Source organism: Halomonas sp. KG2 (assembly GCA_030440445.1).
In the GTDB taxonomy this organism is placed as follows: Bacteria; Pseudomonadota; Gammaproteobacteria; order Pseudomonadales; family Halomonadaceae; genus Vreelandella.
In genome coordinates, this window is record CP098528.1 from 2,856,485 (window position 1) to 2,882,557 (window position 26,073).

The following is a 26,073-nucleotide window of genomic DNA, read 5'->3' on the forward strand; positions in this document are numbered from 1 at the left end:
TTCGATCAATGTTTAAGCTTCTAGCGCCTTAAGCACACGCTCTACATCTTCTGGAGTATCTACTGCAATGGAGCTACCAGAAACTGGCACCATCCTCACTTCATACCCAAGCTCTAAAAAACGCAGAATTTCTATATCCTCCAATTCCTCTAAAGGAGTTTTTTGCTCTTTAGAAGCGTAGTCGCGTAGTGCCTGCGGTGGAAATGCATAAATACAAACTTGCTTATTAGCACGCACAAAATCAGCGGTTTTCGTACCAGGAATAGGAGCTCGGCTCATATACAGAAGACGACCATCGGGCCGGAAGACAACCTTTGGTACGGTTCTACTACTGTAGTCCTGCTCAGTTTCAATAGCACAGTAGGCATTAAGTACCTCACCAGGCGTTTTTTCTGCTAGATCGATCACTTTCTTAATATCGTCAGGGTGAATCATCGGCTCATCACCCTGCACATTAATATAGAGGTCTGCCTCTAGTTTTTCTGCTGCTGCCGCTAAGCGATCAGTACCCGTCAGGCAGGTATCAGGGGTCATTACCCACTGCATTCCGTGCTCTTCACAGTGGTCAATAATCCGCTGGTCATCTGTTGCTATATAGACTTTTTCTTTCCCCAACACAGGAACGCAGCGCTCCCAAACCCGCTTTAGTAGGCTTTTACCTGCAATGTCTACCAATGGCTTACCTGGGTAGCGTGTGGATGCATAGCGTGCAGGTATTAGAATAAGTGTCTTCATATCGATCATTTGCTCCAAATTAAATAAATTGCGCATGCAGTATCTGCATGCGCACGTAATACATCGCCTGCTATTAAGCGGACATTCTTTGGGCAAAGATCTCTTTCTCCACACCCTGATACACAGCTTCAGAGAAGGGAGAAACGGTAGCGATAGAGAGGCTAGTAGGAGTAATTGAGGTTAACGGCAGGACACCAGGTTGCTCGTTATACAGGCCTAGTGCGTTTTCCATCTGTTTATGGCGAGGATCTTCACTTGTGTAGCCATCAAAGCCAGCAAGATAAAGATTAGAGGCACCACCAGCATTTACTGCCGCGATGGCATAAATTGCTGAAAGCGCGTGGGGAATGGTTGCGTTTTCAGCCATCACCTTCAATTCACCACTTTCGACGCTGACGCCGTAGTCTTGAATTGTCCAGTGGTTCCAGGTGTCTTTATCTACATACTGGAGCAAAGCATTTGGTGCTAATAGCAGCCCCTGATTTTTCGCATAAAAGTCTTTATCTAACATCAGGCGGTCAGGGTTACATGCGGCCCATGAGTCGATTAAGTGGCTGGGAATCCAAGGGTTGATATTGATACAAATAACGTAAGGTTTTTTCTTTTCAATAAAGTATTCAAGCGCTTCCAGGTGGTTTTTCACCTCTTCGCCTGGCCCTACCAACAGCACATCACGACCTTCAAGCCAACCAGTGGCATCCCACGTACCAACACTCACTAGTGGCTCGCTTTCAGTTACATCTTTTAAACGATCCCGCGAGAACCCGCTGGCACCCGCTGCCCCCAAACGCTTCAGCGCTTTGACAATAGCGACAGGCTTGTAGCGCTCATCGGATAGCATTTCCTGAACATAGGTTGGGTGAACACCATAGGTCGCGGAAAGGTGGTAATAAATACTTGGGCCCCAACCACACTCCCGTTGCACGGGCTCAAACTCTTCAATGACCAGGCTCATTAATGCATCGAGCTCGGTTTCACGCATCCCTTGTTTAGACAGCTCCAGCAACAGGTACTCCATGCGTACGTTACCAGCACCACGCCCCATGCCAGTTACCGTACCATCAATCCACGTTACACCTTCTTTAATAGCGGCCAGCGCATTAACCAGCCCCATGCCCATATTGTCGTGTGCATGGAAGCCCATAGGACCTTTCCAAGCTTCACGCAGTGCACTCACGATAAAGCTGATATCGTCGGGCAACATGTTGCCAAGGGAGTCGGCAAAATAGAGTGAGTCAATGGGCCAAGCCGCTGCAATTTCGGCCTTCTTGATTAATTCATCGCGGCTGCGACCACTGGATTGCATTAAGTTAAAGCCAGTGACATAGCCTAGCTTATGCAGCTCTTCCATGATCTCGCCGCAGTTATCCACTTCATTGAAGTGAGCAGCAACACGCACCAATGTGACGGGGGAGTCTTCAGCTTTACAAAATAGCTGGGAAACAGTTTCCTTTGGATTTCCGTACTTTAGAAGATCTTTCGCATTACACATTACACCGATCTTCAAATCGTGGGGAACGTCGAGGCGCTTAATCCAGGAATCAGGGGTGTAGGCGTAAGGACCTTCGAAAGAGCTAGATTCCAACGCTCGAAAGCCAAGTTCTACATAGTCTATACCAGAGTCTGACATTACTTGTAGATAGCGGTTTGCCAACTCAGTGGAATAGTCCCAGTTATTGTAGTAACCGCCATCACGGAAAGTACAATCTAGAACCACCAGATCCTGGCATTCATTTTGGTTCATCATTTCTCACACCCCTTATCATGTTTACTCTGCTAAGCAGATATTTAGTAAACTAATACATGACAAGCTAAGCACCTGATAGTGTTAGCTTTTGTTACGAGGTGAGCTTTTTTGGCGTGAATTACTGTTTTTGTTAGCGTTGCTGGACTACGCCAGCTTGTTGATTCTTGGCACTGCGCATACGGAGCCATGATTCTTGCCTGTGATCATTAGCACTTCACGAATACATCGTATACCAATAGGGATAACCATGGCAGAGTTGGCAATATTTGTGAAGAAAAAAGTGTCTCGCTGTCGTGCCCTAAATTATCTGAACCAGCGAACCACCACAAATTGCTTTCCCCCTCAGGTTGCGCTTTATTTAACGCGGCACCGCACTATCATTCCCGAGTCACCGCACCGTCATTCCCGAGAGGGGTTATCGGGAATCCACCTTGACCTTGGCCTACAGCAGCCCGAAGTCCCAGGTCAACATGGATTCCCGCTAAGGGCATGCGGGAATGACGGGGGCGGCTCGGAACCTGTGGGAATGACGGGGGCGGATCGGAGTCTGTGGGAATGACGAGGGCGGATCGGAGTCTGTGGGAATGACGAGGGCGGATCGGAGCCTGTGGGAATGACGAGGGCGGATCGGAGCCTGTGGGAATGACGAGGGCGGATCGGAGCCTGTGGGAATGACAGAATAGAAAGTGTCATTCCCGAGCCACCGCACCGTCATTCCCGAATGGGGTTATCGGGAATCCACCTTGCCCTTGCCCTTGACCTTGACCTGCAGCAGCCCGAAACCCCAAGTCAGAATGGATTCCCGCTAAGGGCGTGCGGGAATGACGAAGTGGCAGAGCCTGCGGGAATGACGGAGGCGGCTCGGAGGGCTGGGGTGGAGTCATCGTCAGGCACTTATTAAACAAAAAACCCAGCCCATCGTCTAATGCCCGTCACCGCACTTCATTCCCGAATCAGCCTCAAACCTGTCATTCCCGAATGGGGTAATCGGGAATCCACCTTGACCCTTTCCGCTGCAGCCCGAAAACCAAGGTCAAAATGGATTCCCGCTAAGGGCATGCGGGAATGACGAAGTAGCAGGGCCTGCGGGAATGACGAAGTGGTAGGGCCTGCGGGAATGACGGAGGTGGCTCGGTGGGCTGGGGTAGAGCCATCGTCAGGCACTTATTAAACAAAAAAACCAGCCCATCGGCTAATGCCAGTCAGCCTTAATTGACTGGCATTAGCTCTTGAAGAGCCGGTTTTTATCTAAGCAACGGTTATAAAAATCACTTAATAGGGGCGCTAGCTCGTTCGTGCATGCCAAAACTCAAATGCGTGCTGGTGATGACCAATAGAGGCAGCTTTTTTTGCTGCGTTTTTTGCCATAGCGAGGGTTTGGGCAGGGTTATTCAGCAAGGTTTTCATGCACTGTAACCAGTCGTTGGGGTCATCGTTCGCGAGCATGCCATCAACGCCGTGCTCAACGACCTCATTGTATGGGTAGCGGTTACTATAAATACCCACTCCGCCCATGGCTGCAATATCCAGAAACTTAATGTACGACTTACCGGCGTTAAACTCTGTTGGCCATAACGGTGCCAAACCAATATGGATACGTTGCTGGCTCTGGTATTCACGGAAGGCATCCCAGGGCAGTGGCGCAGGCGTATAACAGCGCGCCAGCGAGCTTAGAGCCTTGGGTGTGTACTGCCCCAGCATAATTTCAAAAGCGACATCTTTACGCTGATGATGAAGATCAACCATCGCCGGCGCGATATGCTCTAAATCCGCCACATGGGCTCGTGTGCCATAAAAGCCAACCATCCAGGGCGTTTTGCTAGAGGGTGGTGCGTCAAAATGCGCAAAGCCTGGTAAAGACGCTAGCAAAGGCGGCGTCAACACTGACACCTTCGAGTGCTGAGTCTTTAGCGTATCCGCCAGTTGCTGGCTGGAAGCCACCACTTCATCGGTTAGTGCCAATATAGCTGGTTGATAATGAACCACATCCTTCATACGTCGACGATAAGAATCAGGCAGTGTCTTGTCGTGCACCGCTGCCTTTACGTTATCGTCAATCAAATAAACAATGTGGCCCAGCTTATGTTTGTGACGAGCTAACCATTTCAGCCATACGGTAGGTAGCGACCGGCAAACCAGTACATTCGCCTCTTCAAACATGGCTGGCAAAGCCCTGGTGTACCGCCATGGAAACCAGTGACTACGCGTTTGAACCTCATCAACCTCAATACCTAGCTTCTTTAACTCTGGTGCTGCTGACACTAAAAAATAGATATCTTCTGTTGGGTAAGCTCGGTCCCGCAACATTACCCATCGGTGCTGGCGTTTTCGCGGTATCTTCCGCTCAATCATGCTCAATCCAATACTCCTTCACTTCCTAACTCCATATTTTTAAGTATATTTCCTAGCATCACAGGATAACGGTAGCAATGAACCAGCCATGGTATTGATGGTCGTCGCGGTGTATCACCTAAGTGAGAAATCCTCGTGCGCTAAGGTCAAGTTAGGGTTGTAGGCGGGGTCTCTATCGAGCAACGGCCCCCACTGTTCTCGCATATAGCGTGCTTCTTTCAAGGCACGGGCACGTTTTTTAGGCGTATCATCAGCCCCGCGCGAAATAGATTCATGGTGGTAGAGCTCTGCATAAGGCGTCCATAAATTACGCAGCCCCAGCTTATGAACCTTTAAGCACAAATCGACATCGTTGTAGGCGACAGCCAGGTCGGGTTCGTTAAGGCCATCCACTTTCTCAAACACTTCACGACGAACCAACAAACACGCTGCTGTCACGGCCGTTAGGTTTTGGACAAGCTGCAAACGGCCAGCATAGCCCTCTTCATTGTGTTGGAAAAAACGATGCGCATGACCAGCCACACCACCTACGCCCAATACAACGCCGCCATGCTGAATGGTTCCATTGGGGTAATACAGCTTCGCGCCCACACACCCTACTTCTGGGCGGGATGCCTGGCTGACCATTTCTGTTAACCATTCGCCATCAATAGGCTCAACATCATTATTAATCAGGCCAATGATGTCGCCATTTGAATGCTTAGCACCGAAATTATTTATCGCAGAATAATTAAACTCATGGTTCCAACGAAGCACCTTTACCCGTGCATCGCGTTGCTCTACTTCGTCCATGTAAGCCAGCGTTTTAGCACAGCTAGACTGGTTATCCAGAATCAGTAATTCAAAGTGCCGATAGTCGGTTCGCTCCAAAATAGCATCCACGCACGGCTTAAGTATTTCGACACCATCACGGGTAGGTACCAACAAACTAACCAGTGGCTGCGGAGAAGGTACAGGCCACTTGACCCGCGCAGAATTAACTACACGCCCAGGAATCACCTGAGCAGAGCACTGCATTTCTTGGAGGCTAAGGCGCACTAGCGAAGCGTAATCGCCAGTTGGTGACAGCGTAAACGGAGACGCCCGATGGAACAGTATCCTGCTAATGTGCTTAACGTTGACTGCGCCAGCTTCAGAACCAATCGATAACGCATTTAGCGCCAGCTTAGCCTGCCAGTTACCTACAGAGGTGGCGCAAGGCAAGCCACCGGCAGGCATTAGCGCTGGTAGCTTATCTCCGCGAACCCATACAGCGCAGCCAATATACGGCTGAGAAAGAAGTAAGTCCGGATTCCATTGTGGCTTGAAAAGCGGCGAGTGACGCATTCCATCCGCATCTGTTTCATCTTCATCACTATAAATTAAGTCAGCACCCGCACTGCCCGCCAACGAGTAAAGTGCATGGGCTGCAAGCCTGTCGCCAGGACACAGAAGTGACACCCACGCCGATGAAGACAGCACCGTTTGGTGAGGCTCTACCTGTGGCGCTGACACCGTGATACGCGGGTCTTGTGCAACACGTGTTTCGATGTGCTGCCGAACCTCCGCCGCACACGCTTCTGCAGGCAACAAGATTGCTTTCCAATTGCCCAGGGATTGGTCTTGAAGGCTTGAAAGCGTGGTATCAAGAGCCTCTACAGTATGGGTACCCGCGATAGGGATATAAAAATGGTAAACGCCAGCCGACTCACTTGCTGTCTCAAGTACTGTCTCAGCGACGCCCTGACGCGCCTGAATGTCCGCCCGTATCTTCGCTGGGTCAGTCTTCGCAGGGTCAGGCGTCTCCTCAAACTTACGCACCCAAAGCCGGTAGTTTCGGCGTGAACATAAGCTAATATAGGTAGACTCATATTCACGAATCACCGTTCTACGCCACGACTCCCCCCGCTCTCGGGCGCGCTCACGGATAATGCCAGCCGCCTCTTTTTGGGTGATATCGCGATAATCCTGATGAATATTAATCAAACGCTGTAATAAGCGGTCACGCGCAAACGCTGGCGTTACCCACACAAGACGGAAATGCGGTATTGAAAAATGCCCCTTCGCGTTCATTGGCCTGAAAGCAATACGCTTTACGCCCCAGGGCACATACACCAACCGCTTACTCAATTTGCCAACGCGTAGAGGCATATCAATATTGAAAGTGCGCTTGCCTGCTTCAAAGCGAAAGCTGGCCGCTACCGAGGTGACCGAACGATCTACCATCAGCTCAATCATATACCAGCCAGGTAAATAGACATTACGCTGGGTGATAAACTCCATCGACTCGTCTAAAGCTTCCCAGCGATGGTGAAAGGCATCCCACACAACATTATCTTTAGGCTGTAGAACTTGCTGAAATGACAGCGTGCCCAGCACCACTTGCATATTGGCTGTTATCGTCACGCGCTAAACCACCCTTCCGGAAGACAGTCATTCCATTTATCCACCCCCCAGCCCGCTAAAGCAGTTTGTTCAGCGGGCATACGTTGAGCAAACGCAGCGGTATGTTCTTCCATGCTTACGCCTTCTGTTTTTTCAAGAATGGTATCTTGCAAAGACCACGTCACTTGCGGTGCCGCGACCATAAAACGTGCATTTGTCTGCACTAACACTACCTGGGCAGCGACAGAATGAACCAGTGACACATCAACATTACCGGCGCTATGTACAAATACCACGCGCCGGAATACCCGCACTAAAAACGGAAACATCATATAGCTAGAAGAAGCGCCCATCACCAAACAACACTGATCAAGAAACGCATCGCTATTTTCCCACACAATGACACGCCCAAAGTTAGGCAGGCCATTGTCGTAGCGTTTAAGTTCCCGATGATCAAACGAATTCAGTCGCGGAGTAGCCGCCCTGCGCACGGGGTTTAACTTACTTCCCAAATCTCCACGCACCTGCACAACTTTATACTGATCCTCAGCAAACCAACGTTCGGCATCTTCCAACGCGGCCAGCCCTAATCGACTCACCGCCTCGCAGGTAACACGCATGGCAGCTTGCTGGGTCCAATGGGTATCCGTCACGTGGTAAGCGTCATCACCCATCTGTTTCAACAAAGCTTCAGGATACAAACAAAAAGCATCTGGTAATACTTCAACGACTTGATCAACCGGTGTAACGGCGCCCATTGGGTAAGGATGATAAGCGTGCATCACCCTCTCCTTGCTAGGAGCAACCACCATCAAGACGTTTGCGTTTGCCTGGACAGAAAGCGTTGTTAGCTCCTCCGCATAAGCAACCCAATTATCGAGAGCTTCCTGCCGTAACGATATATAGCCAAGGTGCTGGTACAGGCTTGCATTAGTATCCTGATCAAGAAACAGCCAGCCCTGTTGGCCAATCAATGCACTGGCCTGAAGCTCCTGCACTGAAGCATCAGGCATCAGCGTTAAACGCTCTAGTGGAATACGCAGCTCGCCTGCTTCAGTGGTTAGCACAGCAGACAACGTTACATTCCCAGCCCGAACCGGCAGCTCAACACGGAAATGAACAGTACCGCTTGTACTTTCGCCGTCAGTAAATTCAAAGCGAGTAACAGGAAGCACGCATTCGACGCCCTCTTGCCAACAACAGACAAGCTGCACATTGCCATTAACAGGCGATAAACCGGCAACACTCAGGCTAGCCTGAAGCAATACACCTCGCTGGGTAAGCAGCCCCCGCGACTGTTGTGGCCACGTTCGTTTCCAAGCCGTAATAGGTGGTTTTAGTGGCGCAGAGCGAGAGTGCACAAAAGCATAACGGGCATGCCTCCACCAGGATAAGGAAGCCGAAAGCGTTTTACGCCACCATGACTGCCTAGGCGCATAAAAAGGCACAGCAAATGCGCTTGTGCTGGGTAGCGACAGTGCCTGCAAGTAAACATAACTGGCCCAGGCCTTAGCTACGGAACTCTTCCGGGTATTTCGATCAAAGCGAGAGAAGTAAGCATCACCTTGCGTAGCTGTTAACGCGCTGCCTGCACGTTGCTTTACGCGGCTAAGCACAAACTCTTCCACGGATTTAACCGCGTAGTGGTTGATCCGCGCCCCCTGCCAGCACACGCGGCGGCTGACACCGGGCCGTCCATCAACCACTTGTAGCGGCTTACCTTCACCATCAACGTAATGCCCCGTTTTTAGCGTCGCATGGCGCTCGTTATCGAAATGACGTACCCGCGAAGGTCTCACAACACTCTTGTAGAATCGATTGTAGCGAAACGTGCGTGAAGAGCGTTGCGTAAAACGCTCTATCACCAAGCCATCGCCCCGAAAACGCTCACCAGAAGAGCCAAAACATGCAGAATTAAGCGCCAAGGCACTCACTTCTGGATCACTGAATATCTCGCCAAGCCAATTAGGCAGTCGTTTTGGATTAGGCTTGTTGGCAATCATGGTCTGAGCACCATGCTCATCTAGCGGCAATAAAAATTCGTCGACACCAATGAAGGCAACGATATCTAACGTCGCGGGGCACGCGGCTAATAGCGAGTGGTAAACGAAGGGTTCACTTGAGAACGGCTCACTTGACGTATCATCCACACCCGATGGACGTACTAATGTCACTAAACCAAGGCGTTTAAGCTCACGTAGATAGGCATAAGAACCATCGCTACTACCAATGTCTGCAATAATAAAATGCTCGACGCCTACCGCCAGATGGAAAGCAATCCACTCTTGCAGTGCATCCAATTCATTTTTAATAACTGCCGCAACACCTAGCCGGGGCAGCCTCTTCGAGGTTGAAATAGTCCCTAACTCCCAGTCGTTGCTAATCTAATCACACTTCGTTTGATTGACGTTCGTGGTGACAGCAGGAAAGAGGCGGCTTAAAGCATTCGCCATGGCGGCTTGATGCGCCGGGGTACCAAAGAGAGCGTTGGCTCGTTGGCGGCCAGCATTTCCCATAGAGACAAGCAACGCGGGGTCATTGGCCAGTGTTTCAATCCATTGCGCCACCCGCTGCACATCTCCCAAGGGAGCTAAAAACCCTGTCTTTCCATGTGCCACCAGTTCAGGCAGCGCGCCCCACTCATAGGCCACCACCGGCCTTGCAGCGGCCATCGCTTCTAATACAGTACGGCCAAAAGACTCCTGAAAACGGGAGAGGTTCACCACAATATCAAGATTCGCCAGCGCATCCTTAGGCTCTTGCACATAGCCTTTATGGAATATACTGCCCTGGCTACCTAACGCTTCACCCACTTCACGCCGCTGATCAAGCAAGTCATCTAAATCTGGGGTTTTCGCCCCGTACAAACAACACTCTACTGCAACGCCCTTACGTGCCAAGGCATCGGCAAGTGCCACAAAGTCTGCCAACCCTTTTTTATAGATCAAGCTTCCCAGTAGCCCAACCCTTAGTGGGCGCTGCGCATCAGGCTGAAAAGCAGGAACCGCCTGCCAAACACACATATCAATTGTATTAGGCACAACCGCCATTGGCACGCCGGTTTCTTGGAACGCTTTCGCCGTGCACTGAGAGTTCACAATTAAAAGGTCTGAATGAGCAGCCGCATGAGCCACTACCCCTTGCGCCGAGCTGTTTAATGCCTGGCAAAGGGCAGGGTCATGCGCAGGTAACTCACGAACGTGCGTCATCACAGGCAAGCCTAACCGCTTGGCCACTACCGAAGGGGCTTGAAGCGTTAATGTATTCACATAAACCGCATTTACACCCGCCGCTTCAAGCAGTGACTGCATAGACGCAAGCGTTTCAGGGTGGTCCGCTTCCCCCTCTCTCCACCAGCCATACGGTATAACACACACGGAGCAACTAACCCGAAGCAATGCATCTAGGTAGCTTGGGTTGCTAGCGTTAGGCACCACCACCACAGTAGCGACACCCAGCGTTTCCAGGGTGGAAAGTGCATCCAATAAACTACGTTCCGCCCCATATAACCGAGAACCAACGCTATGGGCAAACACCGCTAAACAACGCTGCCCACCCCGGCCTGCTTGTATACCGCTGCCCGTAAAACAGGGCAACGGGCTCAGCCCCCGCCAACGGCCCCACCACCAGTAATGGATAACGGAATGGTAAGGCTCCCACGCCTGATTCCCACTATAACGAACGCCATAACCGGTGATACTGAAACGCGGCGCAAGCTCACGGCCTTCAGCAAGCCCATATAGCAAGCAGTGGGCGAAGGCATTTCCCCCGCCAGCGGCCACATCGGGGTAATGCTGCAAATACCACTGTTCGTTAAACAAGCGGGCTACCGCCCAACACAAAAAAGGGTAGCGCCAGCCATGCTGCCGCCACCCCTTCTCGTGATGCGCCCACCCCAGGCTTCTAACCGCCTGCCATGCTGTCATAACACCACTCGGCCACCACCAGCGAAATACGCCATTAATGCGTCTGTTTGAGCAGCCGGAAGTGGTTTACCTATCAGATCACGCACGCCTTCCCGCGTGGTAAGCTGCAGCACGCTATCTGGCCAGCTAAGCGCGGGCGCAAGCGACTGCACACGCACTTCACCACAGCGCAGCTTGATACCACCATGGGCAACAGCTATGCCCTCTTCATGACACAGTTCCCACATATCATCCGCTAGCCAACGCGTATTAAAATCATCTGGCTTGCTCCAGGGGCAAACGACAACGCGGTAGCCTTCATGACGTAGTCGCAGCAACGTATTCAACAACTGCAAAAGCTCAGGGTTTCGAGAAGAAACATCTGCGACGACGGCAATATCAAAGTGCAAACAGGGCTGTGGTTGGTTACCAAGAGGCGTTGGGAAAAGCCGGCGAAGCCCATCATTAGACATTACCGGCACTACTTGACGCTTTCGCCACCACGCTGCAGCTTGATGATATAAATGCCGCACACCACAATGAATGCTGCGCACATGAGTCGTTTTGCGCTGGGTTAACGACGCTGCCTGCACTAATGAAAACGCCAACGGCACATCGGTAGCCACCTTAAATAGCGCATCAGCGCCATAATGCTTCTGAAGCCGCTCTACAAACTCATTATCTGCCGCTACCGCCACCTCATCCCACAGCCCCAGAGTATCAAGCACTTCACGACGCACCATGACAGACGCAGGATTAGGCTCCAACCAATCTGTACATAAATGCCACGGCCCCAGCGGCTGTAAGTGCTCATCTACCCGCACCCAAAACGACTGGGTAGCCATCACACTGGCACGCTGAATAAGTGCGAGCACTTGGCGTTCAATCTTTTGCGGATGCGACCAGTCATCGCTGTCATGCACCGTAATAAATGCCCCTTTGGCCGCCTTAACACCGGTATTTCTAGCGCTGTAAGCTCCTTGGTTTTTCTCATGCTGAATCAGTGTGAGTTTAGGTTCTAAACGCGCTCTCTTTTCTACTCGTTTAACCGTGCCATCGGTACTAGCATCATCTACTACGATAATTTCAATATTGGGCCAGCTCTGCGCCAACAATGACTTCAACGCCACATTAATCGTGTTTTCAGCGTTATAGGCAGGCACTACCACCGATACCAACGGCATACGTCGACGCACCTTAGCTCTCACTCGGCGTGTTTTTAATCGTCCTAAGCCACCTTTAGACTCTAACGGCAGCAACGGTACCAGCTTACGCCGAACAAGCCACTGATTTAACGGGGCTAACCGCTGATCCAAAGGTAGATTAACCGACGCCAATTGCAGCATCGCCTCATCCAGGCCATTGCCTGAAAAATGCTGTTTATCACGCAGCGCTTCAAACTCAGCTTGCTTACCCAAGCGTACATAACATTTCAACAGCGCCTGTGGGATCCACTGCTGGTAACGTTCAGCATCACCTTCCGCAAGCGTTTGTAAATGCGTCAACGCCTCTTCATAGCGGGATTGACCATAATACCAGCCTGCTAAGTACCACAGCGCCGCCGGTTGCCCCTGAGCAGCCAACACCTGCAATTTAGGAATAGCCACCCCCGCGTGGCCATGCCAAGCCTGGTGATGCAACCAAACCGCTTGCTCCTGGAAAAGAGGGAAATCACTAATATGGCCCTCGGGGGAAGGCAAGCGCCCTTCATAAATGCCATAGCGCAGAAAGTGCACCAGGGGATTAACGTTAGCTCGCCGAACATCTACATAACGAGAGGTGTACCACCGGGAATCAAACCGAGAGCTAGGGGTTAACCCCCCACGCCAACCTAAGCGTAAAAAATGCAGCTCTGGCCTTACCCATAGCCACCGCTGCCAAACTGGCAATTGCTGTTTATAGTAGCCTTGCTCAAACACCTCGTGGTGATTTAGCAACCCAATATCGCCCTGCTCTTTGGCGCTAGCAAACGGTAAAAGCGCTTTCAAATACGAGATAATAGCCACTATAAGTCAACGACTCTCGAATGGGTTGAACACATATCACACGTAATCCTTGCGCCAAGATTTAAAGGGTTTGAAATACTTTGAAGCCTGAATGGGAAAGCTTGCGGTTGTACGGGGCTACCGACATTTTTGCAACTGTGGCCTTACGCGGCCCAAAGTGGAGCTTACCCAACAACTGCTCTACTTCCGAACGCTTACCTTTCAGCGCTGCTTGCAGCGTTCCATCTTGACGATAGCGCACCCACCCTTCAACGTTTAGTGTTACCGCTTCACGACGCAGCCACTTACGAAATCCTACCCCCTGCACTTTACCTTCAATAGACACCAACCGCTGGCAACGGGCTGGAAGCGCTGCCGGGATAGGGACGATAGAAAACGTGCTTGATAACGCTTTCTGCTTTTCATAAGCCCGCCGCCACACCGCTGTAGCAACATCGCGAGGCTTACCGCGCATTGGGAAGTGGTGCCCACCTAGGCCGGGACAAGTATTAACTTCAATGACATACACCTCGCCCTGCTCATTGCAGGGGTCAGATAACATTACATCTACTCCAGCCCAATCTAGTCCGGGCAAAGCCTTTACAGCTGCAACAGCAACGGCCTTAGCTCGTTCTGACACTAGATCGGTAGCATCAAAAGTATCGGCCCCCTTTGAAATATTGGCTTCCTGTCGCAAAACCACATGTTGCTCAGCATCGGGTACACTCTGCCAGTTTAAACCCTGCCGAGCCAAGTTCTGAAAAGCAATTTCATCCAGTGGGATCAAACTTGTCATCAAGCGTGGATTCATAGAGCGTAGGCTATTTTTTTCTTCAACTAAGGCTTCCACAGTGGAGATACCATCGCCGATAACATGCGCAGATTCCTTCCCCAACACAGCCAAAACATCATCGCCCAATACAAAAAAACGATATTCGCTGCCATGCACTTGCTCTTCTACTAACGCACCGACGCTAGAGCGGGCTTGGTGAAAAGCTATATTGATTGAGGATTCATCATTTAAGTTAAGCGCCACTGCGCGCCCACGAGTGCCTCTAAGTGGCTTAACAACCACCGGTTTACCAAGCACCTTCCAAAAACGAACAGCCGACTCAGCATCCATTACTTGTCTGGCAGACGGTGTTGATACCGCTGCACGCTTAAGAAAACTGTGAGTGTATCCCTTGTGGGTTGCCAGTTTAGCACCCACCGCGGATTCGTTAGATCGCACATCCCAAAAAAATAGTTGGACACCATTATGTTGAATCAAAATCATTTGACGATTTAGCCAAACTACTTCAGCGCCTTCAAATGCCGCCGCTCTGGCTATCAACCACGGCCCAAACAAATGATATTGGGGTACGCATCTAGCCATTTGGCTAAAGGGGTCTTCGTAATAATTTTGGTCATTTTTTAAAACAGGGTCAGGTAAAACTGCCGAATCAACTTGCATAAAAACTTCCTACTAGAGCCAAGCAGGCTAAAGGCATCACTCTAAACAACTCGCCAGTTCAAAAAATGCTCCAAGGTAAGTATCGGCCTGATCACTAAAGGCATGATAAGTCCCAGGCACCGCTGTTAACTCGCCTAACACCACACCTTGATAAGTTTCGTAAAGATCAATTCGGCAAAAAGGTACCGACAGACTAGCAGAAACTCTTTCTGCAACAGCTAACAAAGCCCGTGGGTTACGTGGGGGGAGCAGGGTAGCGTCTAAGGCACCATCGTATTTACCAGTATCTATTGGGCACCAATCACGATCATACCAGCGATAACGCTGCCCGTGCTGCCCCCGTGCTACTTGCAATATCATTGCGGCATGCCCACGGAAAGCATAGAACTTAAAATCATCAACAGGGCGTAATAAACCAGAAGGCGGAAGCAGCAGTTCTTCTAATTGCCAATGATTGGGAAACTGATGCTCGCGCATTTCAGCATAAAGATGTTCGAGAATCTCAACTAACCGTATTGGCCGGCGTAACTGCAAGCAGTTAAAAGTAATCGCGTCCATCCGTTTAAGCGAAAGCACACCTCGGGAGCTATGCGCCTGACGAGGCTTGATTACACAAGCATCAATTCCCTCTAATGCATCACGCAGGTGTTGTAGGGGAAAGTCTTCACGCAACAGGCGCGCTGTGGCCACGCCCTTTGCCTGCATTTGCGCATTTACCCAAGCACGATCCACTGAAAGCCGCTCAAAGGAAGTCCCTTTTGGCTGAAGCGCTTCACGCTGGTAACGCCGTACTAGCGCATCTAAACCAGCCCGGAACGAAGGTAAAGTGGATGGCGAGCCCTTACGAGCTGGATGGGAAGCCTGAACCCACGCCAGAGACGCAGGATTTGATATATAGGCATGAAAGGGTGGCATATCAGAAAGCAGCATTTTTACAGCCCAAAATAGTAGACAAGCAGCAACCCTAAGTCAGATAGCGATATTACAGTGTTAAATAGTGGGCATACCAATTGCTATGCCTAAAGTCCTTTTAACTCATAAGAACAAAGGTATGCCCCATCAAGAGCTAATCTAAACTGAAACCGCTTTGTATCGTAAAAAATCTTTATCTTTTAACTCACGTGTCCAGTTTTCCGTAACCAGTTCAGTCACATCAGCTTTTTCCGGCCCCTGTCGCATTAACGTAAGCATCTCATCTAACGTCGTTTGCGCACAGAACAACACTGCTTCTACCGCGCCATCCGAACGGTTACGTACGAAACCTTGCACAGCACGAGCACGAGCTTCACGCTGGAGCCAAACTCTATAGCCAACGCCTTGAACCTTATTACCACTGACAACAACCCTGATTGGATGTGTAGGGAATTGTGATGTATTTGCTGGCTCAACCTCGATCGACCACCGATAATCTTGCCGCACGCGTGCATCACGGGAACCTAGAATTGCCATTACCACAGTAACAAGGCTCATTCCATTTGATCCCTTGACTGCGATCAGATCGCGGTCTTGCAGCAAGAAACGAATTTTTTTGGCCGCTGATTTCGCATCCTTAAATTTAATAGTTTCAATGTTTTGAACAGCATCGGCAACCATTGCAGCCTTAGGGCCGACAGTAATTAGCAGATCTATACCCGCTTCTTCTATTTTTGGAGCAAGTTCAAGATGATGACGGACCTCATCAGGCCCCAGCTCTAGCATGTCACCTAAAACTAGAATCTTTCGCTTTACTTTCTCTCTGAGCTTTAACAGCTCAAGAAGAGCAACAACTGAGTCGGGCGCAGCATTATAAGCATCATCAATGAGTTCGATAGTGCAGCCAGCTTTTGGTATAGCTCGAAAACGCTCAACTCGACGTGCGGTTGGGGTGTAAGCTGTCAGCCCTGCCAACGCTAATGAGCTACCACCGACCGCCAGCAAAACCCCTGCTACGAGAAGCGAATTCATAACAAAGTGTGCACCGGGCTGGCCAATTAAATAATCTACACGTGTATCACCAACCATTATCGTAACTTCGGAGCAAGTGGGGCGAAGCTTAGCATCAAGCAGACGCACATCATCTGAGTCACGCTTGCCACATGAAATAATTCTTCCAACTCTCCCACTTTCTGATGCCCGCGCTACCATTTGCTCATAGCGAGCGTCACCGGATGGTAGAACAGCCGTTCCACCATGCGCTAGCTCGAAGAACATCTCGGTTTTTCCAATTAAGATAGAATCAGCACCACCTTCGGCATGATGACTCCCATGACTGAGGCCGATGCTGGTAATTACCGCCACGTCAGGCTTAACCACAGCTGATTTACGTCTTACGGCACCTTGGTCCATCATTGCAATTTCAAGAACAGAATAGGCCGCATTTATGGGGAGGCTAGCCACCGCCGCAAGGTTTGCATTTCCAGAATTGAGATTAGCGGTGGTGTGGTTAGTAGATCCACAGTATGAAAGTACAAGTGCGATCATGTCCTTTGTAGTAGTTTTACCCACACTTCCAGTGACACCGATCACCTTCCCTTTAAACTCTGAGCGTGCAAGTGTTGCAAGCTCGCGAAGCGCATGATCCAGGCGTGGAACTTCAATTATCGGAAAGTCACCCTCAATATTGCCGGAAGACATAACAGCAACAGCCCCTCTCTCGACCGCTCGTTCAGCAAGAGCTTGTCTTCTACTTTTCGCGGCAGATATAGGAACATAAATGTCCCCAGGGTTAACGTTAACTGCGGATGTAATTATGCGGCTTACAAGAAGCTGGCCAGATTCGTTACCAATAATTTTTGCCCCAAGGAATTCTGCGATCCCTTCAACGGTACCTAACAACGGTCTAGTTTGAAGTCCCATCGTTTCCTCTTCCTCAAGATGCCTTACTGATGACACGCTGCTTTTTGGCGCAGCACTCAATACTTTAGAGTTTTCTTGCTGCAGTCTTTCCAAAGCAAAATCGATGGTCGTAACCATCGTATTGTCTCTCTCAGCCTTGTCCGCAGCATTTAATACAACGGCAAATACGGTTTTCCCATCTCTTTGAACCACTGTAGCCAGATTACGGCGTAAACCAGCGGTCGTGCCGGTTTTCATTCCGAGCACTCCAGAGACGTTAGACAGTAACTCGTTTGTGTTACGACGAGTTTTTCCATTAAAAACAAACGAGCCAATTGAGAAAAAACTGCGATACGCAGGATAATCTTGCCACAGGCGCCTAGCCAATAGCGCCATGTCTCGCGCTGTCGTTGTACCTTTGCCTATACCCGAGGGGGTGGCGAAGTGTGTTGACTTCAACCCAAGCTTAGCGGCTTCTTTATTTAGTTGTGAGACAAAATCATCAGCACCGAAATGATGAGCAATCGTAACAGCTGCATCATTCGCTGAAGGCAAAATCATGCCTAGCACTAAATCCGCTACCGAGACTACTTGCCCCTCTCTTAACCCCATATTCGTTTGCGGCACCCGCCCTGGCACTCGATTTACTACGGCAGCTTTAGGCACCGTTATCATCGTAGATAAAGGTAGTCTGCGAAAGGCCAAATAAAGCACCATCATCTTGGTCAGTGAGGCTGGGTTGAACGGTGTGTCAGCGTGCTCAGCCAACAGCACATTTCCCTCTTGATCCGTTACTAGGCGTGCGACTTCGTTTGTCAAAATAAGCTTTCCTAATGCTAGCGATTTAACGAGGCATCTTCGATTAACCCTGCCACCAGTTGTGAAAAGGAAATTCCCCGCATCTGTGCAATTTCAGGCAGAAGAGAGGTTTGAGTCATGCCAGGCTGGGTATTCACCTCAAGCCAAATTAATTCATTACGTTCTGGGTCAAAGCGATAGTCTGACCGACTCGCGCCTCGGCAGCCAAGTGCACGGTGCGCAGCCAGCGACAAGTCAAGTATGCGCTGCTCAACTTCTGGAGGTAATTCAGCTGGGCATATATGGCGAGACCCACCGGCGACATATTTGGATTCATAATCATAGAAATCTTGACCCTGAGTAAAGATTTCAGAGATACCAAGGGCACCATCATCCAGCACTGCGCAGGTTAACTCTCGACCAGGCACAAAGCGCTCAACCATTAGCTTTTCGCCAAAACGAGCAATATCGGGCGAAAGACTTGGGGCTTCGTCTCCCTCATATACGGCGGTTATCCCGAAAGATGAACCTTCAGCGATGGGCTTGACAATATAAGGCGGGGCCATGACATGGCCAGCCGAAATTTCCTCTGGCGTAGCTAAAACGTGTTCCGCCACTGGAATCCCATTGGCAGCAGCAACATGTTTGGCATTAACCTTATGCATCGCTAACGCCGAAGCAAGCACACCTGAGTGGGTATAAGGAATGTGCAGCAGCTCTAGAAGCCCCTGAATTATGCCGTCTTCACCACCCGGCCCGTGCAGCGCATTGAAAACCTTATCAGGGCGGATCTGCATGAGACGCTCGGCAATATCATCTTGAACATCAACACGTTCGACAAGATAGCCAGCCTCTTCCAAGCCAAGTGCGCAAGCCTCTCCTGTCCTAAGGCTAACATCACGTTCGGAGGAAAGTCCGCCCATTAATACTGCGACCAAAGGTTTGCGTGTCATATTAAAGATATCCTATAGTTAATTTCAGTACCGTTACAGTGGGTATTAGCATAACAGGCCAAGGCTTGAACCACTTACAGCACGGGCGATTCCCCCTTAACGGGGCCAATCACTGCCATTAAAAAATATTCAGCTATATTGAATTTTATTAACAGTCCGGCCAGGGAGGCGAATGAGCATTTATTATTGAGAAACCGCAACATGTACCCGGCCGGAAGGAGCCTAAAACTTCCACTAACCTGTGCCAAATTTTTATTAAATTGTCAACTTCGACAAAGTCCGTGGAAAAACAGCAACTTGCCTACTATTAGCATAAACAGCCAAATCAAATAGAGGCAGCCGCATGCTTCCATATTTGTTGTGCAATATTGCTTTGCTTCCCTTCGCCTGGGTAGTGATAGACTGCAATATTAGGGTCGCATGAAACATCGAGTACATACGGCACAGCATCATTACCTTTTGAGCTAATCACCACATCAACACTGGCAACTTCTAACCCCGGAATGCTAGCTACCGCTTGTATTGCAATTTCTTCAAGCGCTGGCGTTAAATCGTCAGTAGCATCAACAAATTCTGCCCCTGCAGCCAATGCAAGGCTACTTCTTACTTCAAAGGAATCACCCTCAGACAAGATACTGTCAACGGTTAACCCGCGTTCTTGCATATCAGATTCAGTATTTCGTCCAAACCGGATCGGCTTGTTTCGGTAGCAAGGGTTAAGGTCACGGGCTTGGTTTTTTATTTCTATTAATTCTTGAATTGTAGAATTTCCATCACCGATCAGGGTAGCCGGTCGTCTGGATAGAGCCGCAACTACTTTATCGCCTACCACCATAACTCTATATACGGAGCCTTCGATATGCTCCTCAGTTAAAACAGATGAATTCGTCTCTAGATGTTTCTCTAACTCACGCTCAAGACGCCTTTCTGAAGAAACCTTGCCAATATTAATATTTTTTGCACTTGCACTAGTCGACCATAGGCTTAAAGTGCCACCGAAAGCTTTTCTTGCTCGCTTTGCCGCATTCAAGCTTTTTACAATGCGAGCCTTGGGAACATTAACACCAGCATGCTTCAGCAGTTTCCTAAGCAACACTCTTCTATCAGTGACTGAGTTAGCGGCATAGGAGTCAGCGCCTCTTACGTCATGAAAAAGGATTTTTTTTCCTGCTTTCTCGCACAGGAAAACATACTTAGAAATCCACGTTACCGTAGCTTCATCCAATTCAGCTTCATAAGCTATTAACTGGGGACCGACACCGTATCTGCCCATCTTCTCAATGATGGCTTCAGATGAAATATCGAGCGAGCTAGCTTCAGTAAACATAAAAGTCCCTTTAGTTAAGGTTTAAGGTTTAAGGTTTAAAATTTAAGGCTTAAGCTTAAAATTCAAAAAACATCTATTGACATTGGCCTGACTGAAACGCCATGACCACAAGATAACGAATTCAAGAAACTGCTAACTTCGCTAGTACCTCCTTTTAAAATAAAATCCATCTGGCCTTTAATGGCATCAGATGCTTGCCATTCCAGAACCAACCCTGAATTTTTAGTGCTATAGAATTTGTCAACTTCTTCTTTAAATTTATCACAGTCGACTAAGCCTTTAGCTTTACAAGGAGTCGTCACCGATCTATTGAAAAAAGCCATGTTTTTTTGCGCAGCAAATTTAACATAAGAAACCTCGTTTTCAACAATGCTACTAGCTATTTTCTTAGCCAAACGTGCTGATGGGAAAAGAACATTATGAAGATGCAGCCTTTCACTCACCTCAACGATGCAGCATTGCTGCTCTGACACATCCCCAGCTGTATTGTCAACCACAATATCAATACATAGGGTACGTACTCCTGGTAGTGCATCCATAACTTTTTCGGCAACACGTTGGTATCTATGAGGCATTTTTAACAAATTGTAACCATCATATCCAGTATTTTCTGGCTTCGATAATGCACACACCACGCTACCATGAACAACTATTAATCTTACTTTGTTACCCGGCACATGCTGTTCTACTAGGAATCTGTGTTTTTCATTTTTTAATTCGATTCCATCCTCTGCAGTGACCGTAGGAAGCAGACCCGTTATTGCATACGCTGAGTTTTTGTAATCAGCTTGCGGTGAAAACATTCTTTCATCCACCACGCGAAGGCGCTTAATTACAGCATCAAATTCTTGGGCGTTGTTAACAACAACCCCCCTTTCTCCTAACTCCTGCGCCATCGCCTCTTTGATAACGACGGGGTAACCAATTCTGCGAATATACTTCACTACTTCTAGCTTTGACTCATAAGAAAAAGTGGCTCCTTCAGGCACCTTCATTCCATGCTTTTGAAGGAGCGCCCTCCTTACTCGCCGATCTGAAAGAAAAGTAACGCCTGCTAGCGAGGAACTTCCTGGCACACCATGAGTAAAGCCTACGGAGCTGATAGGCCCTGATGGTAAATATCCCACAACCATTTGTCTTGGTAGCAGCTGCAATGGCAGCCTTATTTTAAGTAACGCTTCCGTTATTAACACACCATCTATGAGCTCAGATGGAAAGTCAGCATAGGTACCCTCATATCTTTTTTCGGGTATTAATTTTTCATATAAATGTTTCATAACTTACCACCCAACAATCTGAAACCCACTGGTTTCTCGCCTTCATAGTGAATTGTATTTACCGAAGTAGGCTTCGCATTAGCAGGACCTAAAACTAACGCGGTTACCAGGTAGGATGCTGGCAGCAAATCACCGTAAATCCGAACCTCTACTGTTCTGCGGTCTACTTGTCGTATCCAGCCGGATAGACCAAATTTCTTTGCTCTTTCCATAACCCATTCGACATATCCCGTCTTGGCTAAAGTACCTTTTACGGTTGAATGTAGATGAAGTGTATCGAGTGGCGCAGTCAAAAAACTCAACCCTTCTTGATTTGCTGCACTGATTAATAGCTTCTTTGCGACTTCTTTAGGCTCACCAAAAAGAGGATATTCGCAATTACCAATCGCGGCATGAGCATTTAGCTCACAGATACCACTATCTTGCTCGCTTAATGGCTTTGTGTGATCCTCTAATAAGAAATCAACGCCGCAGTAGTTTAGACCTGGAATCACCTTAACCGATTCCACACAAGCCTTTTTTATATCTTCATGTAGCTCGTCATAGACGCTGATACTATCCCCGCCTTGGGAAATATTACTGGAAGAAGAAAGCCTTACCAACTCACCTGCTGCGGGAACACTCTCTAAAGAGAGACCCAGCCTATCAAGTTGGAACATCATAGTGTCATTGAACTTTATCGGCCTCCTCCAAAGATGGGGGTTACTTTTTCGGAACTGATTTTTAAGAAGCACAAGTTCAGCGATACTATTTTCTCCATCGCCTACTACACATGCAGGCAACCTCATGATTGCCGCAATCACTTTGCCATCTAATACCAGTATTCGGTAATCTTCACCGCTAACATGTTTTTCAATGATAACATCTTGCTTACCCAGCTGTGAGGACTGACTTATATTCAGAGCATCCCTCAGTTCTTTAGCTGTTCGCAAGTTTGCAAAAACACCTATCCCACCAACACCTGCCACGGGTTTACATACAACCGGGTAACCAATCAGTTCTGCGTACTGCTCAGCCATCCATAAATCATCTTTTTTAAACAGTCTACCTTCTGGCACGGGCAAACCTAGGCGTTGCAAACATGCTCGCGTTGCCTCTTTATGGCTAGTTAAAGCATGAGACATACTGCTTGAAACTATGGTTCTACTCCACTTGAACGGGAGTTTTTTATTACTCTCATCATAGATGACATAGGAGCCTTTCGTGAACCTTAGGCTATTCAGACCTAAGCTAAGCGCATGCCTTTCTACTAAGTGCCCTTTTGTTCCGTTTATACCTAATGGTTTAGCAAGCTCAACATCTGAATAATGCTGCGCCGATTTCCCAAGCATATCAGGTACATTTAACTCAGGGAGTTTCCAGAAAAACAGTATATTTTCAAGCAAGTCGCTAAACCGACTATTTGGCCAAGCTACATTGCTGAAGGTCTGCACATCATCGTGCGCTGTAGAACTCCGGCTTTTTAAAGCATGGCGTATCAAAGAACAAATAGCATATACAATCTTATCTTTATATTTTTTAAGAAACTTATCTAGCTCAGGACTACCATCTCGATTTAATTTTCTGAATATCTTCTTATCTTTTATTGCTTCTATGGACCACGCTTCAATCAATGCTTCTAACTCATCACCTTCATTTAACGAGAATGAGTGATTAACCAGACGCTTAATTACCTCCTTTAACAAGTCCTGGGCTCTTGAAGGGTATCCCTGGCCTGATAAGGATGGCATTTGAAACTCTACCGCTGCGGTTTCTATGCCACTGTTACCTTCTATTTCTATACTAACCCACGCATTTGCGGCGTAGCGGGGGTCTGCATCCTTCCATATCCCGCCCTGTACTGGTGCTTTTAAACCACCAGCACTTACTTTGCTTACCTTAATACTCATCAAATACGCCCTGTATTGTCATCAAACACTAGTATCAGAAATTTTATTTCCTGTTTACAAATAGCCCCAAGCGACATGAGCTAAACAGCCAATCCTTCAGCCAGAAGAAATCGTCTATAAGTGGCATCGCCAAGTAACGGCTCATGCATCTGAAAAAGACGCACTTGACTGTAGCTGTTGCCTTCTAGCACTACAAAGTCGTGGTCACGTAGAATCAGATCGAAACCGCAATACTTTAGATACGGTAGCTTGCTGAACAGGGCCTTAAGTTTGTACTTGTGTTCTTGCCAGTTGGGAATACTAGCCCCTGTTAGTGTCTCGCCCGTATCTGGGTGGGCATGCCACACTTGACCACTAAAACGGCCCGCCGCAGCTACAGCATTACCAAGTCTTCCCGTTTCCAAATCAATTTCAATGCTTAGTCCACCCCGCGAAAAATTATCGATAGGGTACGATTCGCTATTACCTACACGCAGTACGGCTCGCACTATGTATGGCTCACCGCTTTGCACGTCGCGCATTATGAGCACACGCACCGTATTAACCGTAAGAGGATAAAGACGGCGTGAGAATTCACCTTGCTGTACGTATTCATTAATAATAAATGGAACCCGTTGACTGGTGAATAATTCACTTAATGCGTCGCTTCGCAAGCTAAAGCGCGGGTTAATTGCGTCGTTGGTTTCCACCACGGCATGGCGTTTATCTATACGAATAAAGTAAACACTACCACCGCCACCGCCACCTAAGGGCTTGGCCACTAACATTCGCGACTCAGATTCGCCGCGCGCTATCTGCAGCCATAGATCGGTGTGTGGGATTACACGGCCTTGCCGGCATACCGCGACAGTATGTGGCACATTACAATATTGGCCGAACACTTGGTCAAACAATATTTTATTATTAAAAACAACACTATAATGACCATTGACTAGCCGGGTAAGCCAGCGTTGGACATCACTTAGGTAACTGTCGATATTGTCGCGGTTGAGCCCATATAGCCTTGCCTTTTCAGGCAAAAAGCCGCGCTCGTAAAAGAATTGCGCCTCTTCTTCGCTGAGACTCGGCAAGTCTGAGTCGGCGTGAAAATCCAACGTAAAGCGTTTTAATAGCGCAAGCTGCTCTGTTTCCTGCAGGCTATCCATCAAGCGTTTATGATGATCTTTCGATAGCGCATCTGCCACTACCGCCTCCTGGCTGCCTGTGAGGTTCTTTGAAGAGTGCCTCATTTCGTGGTAGGTGGTATCAAGTTTCATATTCCAAACTCACGCATAAAGTCGATGGCTGTTTGGTTTTGCATTAATGGGCCGTGTACCTGAAAGTCTTCCACCGTAGGGGTGGCTGCAAGGCGAATCAACATTGGAGTCGGCGTCGAAATATCAATATCTACCTGGATAAAAGAGTAAAGCGACTCTTTTTGAATGGGATAAATAATGTCTTTATTAGCTTGTTGCCAAGCAGCTTTGTAGCGGTATTTTTCCCAAGGAACCGGTCTTCTAGGGCCCACGACAGTGCCGCTAGTATTAAACCGTGCAACGCTCCGGGTGCGGCCACTACCGGGCGATAACTGCATGCTAAGCGCCATACCCACGGTGGCAGCCGTCGCTTTTTTAGTAGCAACCACCGAGAGCGGCACCAGTCCAGCACCTGCTGGATCCATGATTAAAATAACTTTAAGAACCGGCCCTGTAGGCGGTTCCTGCTTGGTTAGCATAGGGTTAGCAATCATGGGTATGCGCTGGTTATAGAGCTGCCACTGTAGCTCTGTATTTTCCAGCAACGGTTGCATTGGCCCATTGGTTTGGGCTAGCAGGCTCGCTTGTAGATCGCTGATATAAGCATCTATCCGCGTGTCTGGCAGCTTATAAAGGCGTTTGCGGTTGGGCAGAAAACCACGGTTATGTAGGTATTCTGCGTCCTGCTGGGCAAGACTTCCTTGCTGTGCTCTAAACGAGTGGCTAAATTCTCGCCAAATTTGTACGCCTTCACTATGATTCAGCCTTTTTATTCGACCAACGTGACTTAAATCTGCACTTCTGCGTGTTTTATAAATAACACGATGGTTTTTTGCGCCTCCCTGTTTGTGCATCATGCTCTGTACACCGCCCAGAAAAGGCGTTGGCCTGCGGTCTTCTTCACGGCCGAAACGTAAATAGTGCAGTAACGGGTTCATGGAAGCGTTACGTACGTCGTCGTACTCTTCCAGATACCATTGAGTATGAAACCCTGGACCAGGGTTGTGACCTTGCTGTATTCCGCGAGACAGATAATAACCTAACGGATCTTTTACGGCGCTTGGCTCATTGAGTAGTTCTGGATAGTTGGCTAGGTACCATTCTGAATGGAAGTAGCCGCTCTGCTCTATTTCTGCCCGTATCTTGGCGTCTTGGTAACCTAGCCACTTTCTGAGACGCCATTCGAACGTCTTCAATAGCGTTGGCATAAATTGCGTTGGCACGAGTTGCGTTGGCATA

16 protein-coding genes are annotated in these 26,073 nt (G+C 48.7%); all 16 read right to left on the bottom strand.

Annotated elements, in window-relative coordinates; all coding sequences use genetic code 11:
- Nucleotides 1–12: 12 nt before the first annotated feature.
- A complete protein-coding gene (locus NDQ72_13350; GenBank protein ID WKD27046.1) occupies nt 13–771 on the bottom strand; it encodes a 3-deoxy-manno-octulosonate cytidylyltransferase in 759 nt (252 codons plus the stop codon).
- 37 nt (nt 772–808) lie between these two features.
- Complete coding sequence (locus tag NDQ72_13355) at nt 809–2,482, bottom strand: aldolase catalytic domain-containing protein (GenBank protein ID WKD27047.1); 1,674 nt, start codon at nt 2,480–2,482, stop codon at nt 809–811.
- Between the two features lie 1,284 nt (nt 2,483–3,766).
- On the bottom strand, nt 3,767–4,834 hold the full coding sequence (locus tag NDQ72_13360; protein ID WKD30400.1) for a glycosyltransferase: 1,068 nt from the start codon (nt 4,832–4,834) through the stop codon (nt 3,767–3,769).
- 114 nt (nt 4,835–4,948) lie between these two features.
- The gene (locus NDQ72_13365; GenBank protein WKD27048.1) at nt 4,949–7,219 is read right to left on the bottom strand and encodes a glycosyltransferase family 2 protein; all 2,271 of its coding nucleotides are present in this window, start codon (nt 7,217–7,219) and stop codon (nt 4,949–4,951) included.
- Nucleotides 7,216–9,498: a glycosyltransferase family 2 protein gene (locus NDQ72_13370; protein ID WKD27049.1), complete on the bottom strand. Its 2,283-nt coding sequence runs from the start codon at nt 9,496–9,498 to the stop codon at nt 7,216–7,218. Before NDQ72_13370 ends, NDQ72_13365 begins: the two co-directional genes overlap by 4 nt.
- A gap of 84 nt (nt 9,499–9,582) precedes the next feature.
- On the bottom strand, nt 9,583–11,124 hold the full coding sequence (locus tag NDQ72_13375; protein ID WKD27050.1) for a glycosyltransferase family 4 protein: 1,542 nt from the start codon (nt 11,122–11,124) through the stop codon (nt 9,583–9,585).
- The gene (locus NDQ72_13380) at nt 11,121–13,109 is read right to left on the bottom strand and encodes a glycosyltransferase (GenBank protein WKD27051.1); all 1,989 of its coding nucleotides are present in this window, start codon (nt 13,107–13,109) and stop codon (nt 11,121–11,123) included. The genes NDQ72_13375 and NDQ72_13380 overlap by 4 nt, the downstream gene beginning before the upstream one ends.
- Nucleotides 13,110–13,170: 61 nt before the next feature.
- The gene (locus NDQ72_13385) at nt 13,171–14,541 is read right to left on the bottom strand and encodes an acylphosphatase (GenBank protein ID WKD27052.1); all 1,371 of its coding nucleotides are present in this window, start codon (nt 14,539–14,541) and stop codon (nt 13,171–13,173) included.
- A gap of 36 nt (nt 14,542–14,577) precedes the next feature.
- Nucleotides 14,578–15,471, bottom strand: a complete 894-nt coding sequence (locus NDQ72_13390; GenBank protein ID WKD27053.1) for a hypothetical protein — start codon at nt 15,469–15,471, stop codon at nt 14,578–14,580.
- A gap of 141 nt (nt 15,472–15,612) precedes the next feature.
- Nucleotides 15,613–18,174: a Mur ligase family protein gene (locus NDQ72_13395; protein ID WKD27054.1), complete on the bottom strand. Its 2,562-nt coding sequence runs from the start codon at nt 18,172–18,174 to the stop codon at nt 15,613–15,615.
- 17 nt (nt 18,175–18,191) lie between these two features.
- Entirely contained in the window at nt 18,192–19,106 is a 915-nt protein-coding gene (locus NDQ72_13400) for a D-alanine--D-alanine ligase (protein WKD27055.1), read from the bottom strand.
- Between the two features lie 325 nt (nt 19,107–19,431).
- On the bottom strand, nt 19,432–20,433 hold the full coding sequence (locus tag NDQ72_13405) for a hypothetical protein (protein ID WKD27056.1): 1,002 nt from the start codon (nt 20,431–20,433) through the stop codon (nt 19,432–19,434).
- A 62-nt stretch (nt 20,434–20,495) separates the two neighbouring features.
- Nucleotides 20,496–21,710 carry a hypothetical protein gene (locus tag NDQ72_13410; protein ID WKD27057.1) on the bottom strand — a complete coding sequence of 405 codons (1,215 nt, stop codon included), beginning with the start codon at nt 21,708–21,710 and terminating at the stop codon, nt 20,496–20,498.
- Nucleotides 21,707–23,599 (bottom strand): ATP-grasp domain-containing protein, encoded by a 1,893-nt coding sequence (locus tag NDQ72_13415; GenBank protein ID WKD27058.1) that lies wholly within the window; start codon nt 23,597–23,599, stop codon nt 21,707–21,709. Before NDQ72_13415 ends, NDQ72_13410 begins: the two co-directional genes overlap by 4 nt.
- A gap of 80 nt (nt 23,600–23,679) precedes the next feature.
- Nucleotides 23,680–24,855 carry a hypothetical protein gene (locus tag NDQ72_13420; protein WKD27059.1) on the bottom strand — a complete coding sequence of 392 codons (1,176 nt, stop codon included), beginning with the start codon at nt 24,853–24,855 and terminating at the stop codon, nt 23,680–23,682.
- Complete coding sequence (locus tag NDQ72_13425; GenBank protein ID WKD27060.1) at nt 24,852–26,072, bottom strand: hypothetical protein; 1,221 nt, start codon at nt 26,070–26,072, stop codon at nt 24,852–24,854. The genes NDQ72_13420 and NDQ72_13425 overlap by 4 nt, the downstream gene beginning before the upstream one ends.
- Nucleotide 26,073 lies beyond the last annotated feature (1 nt).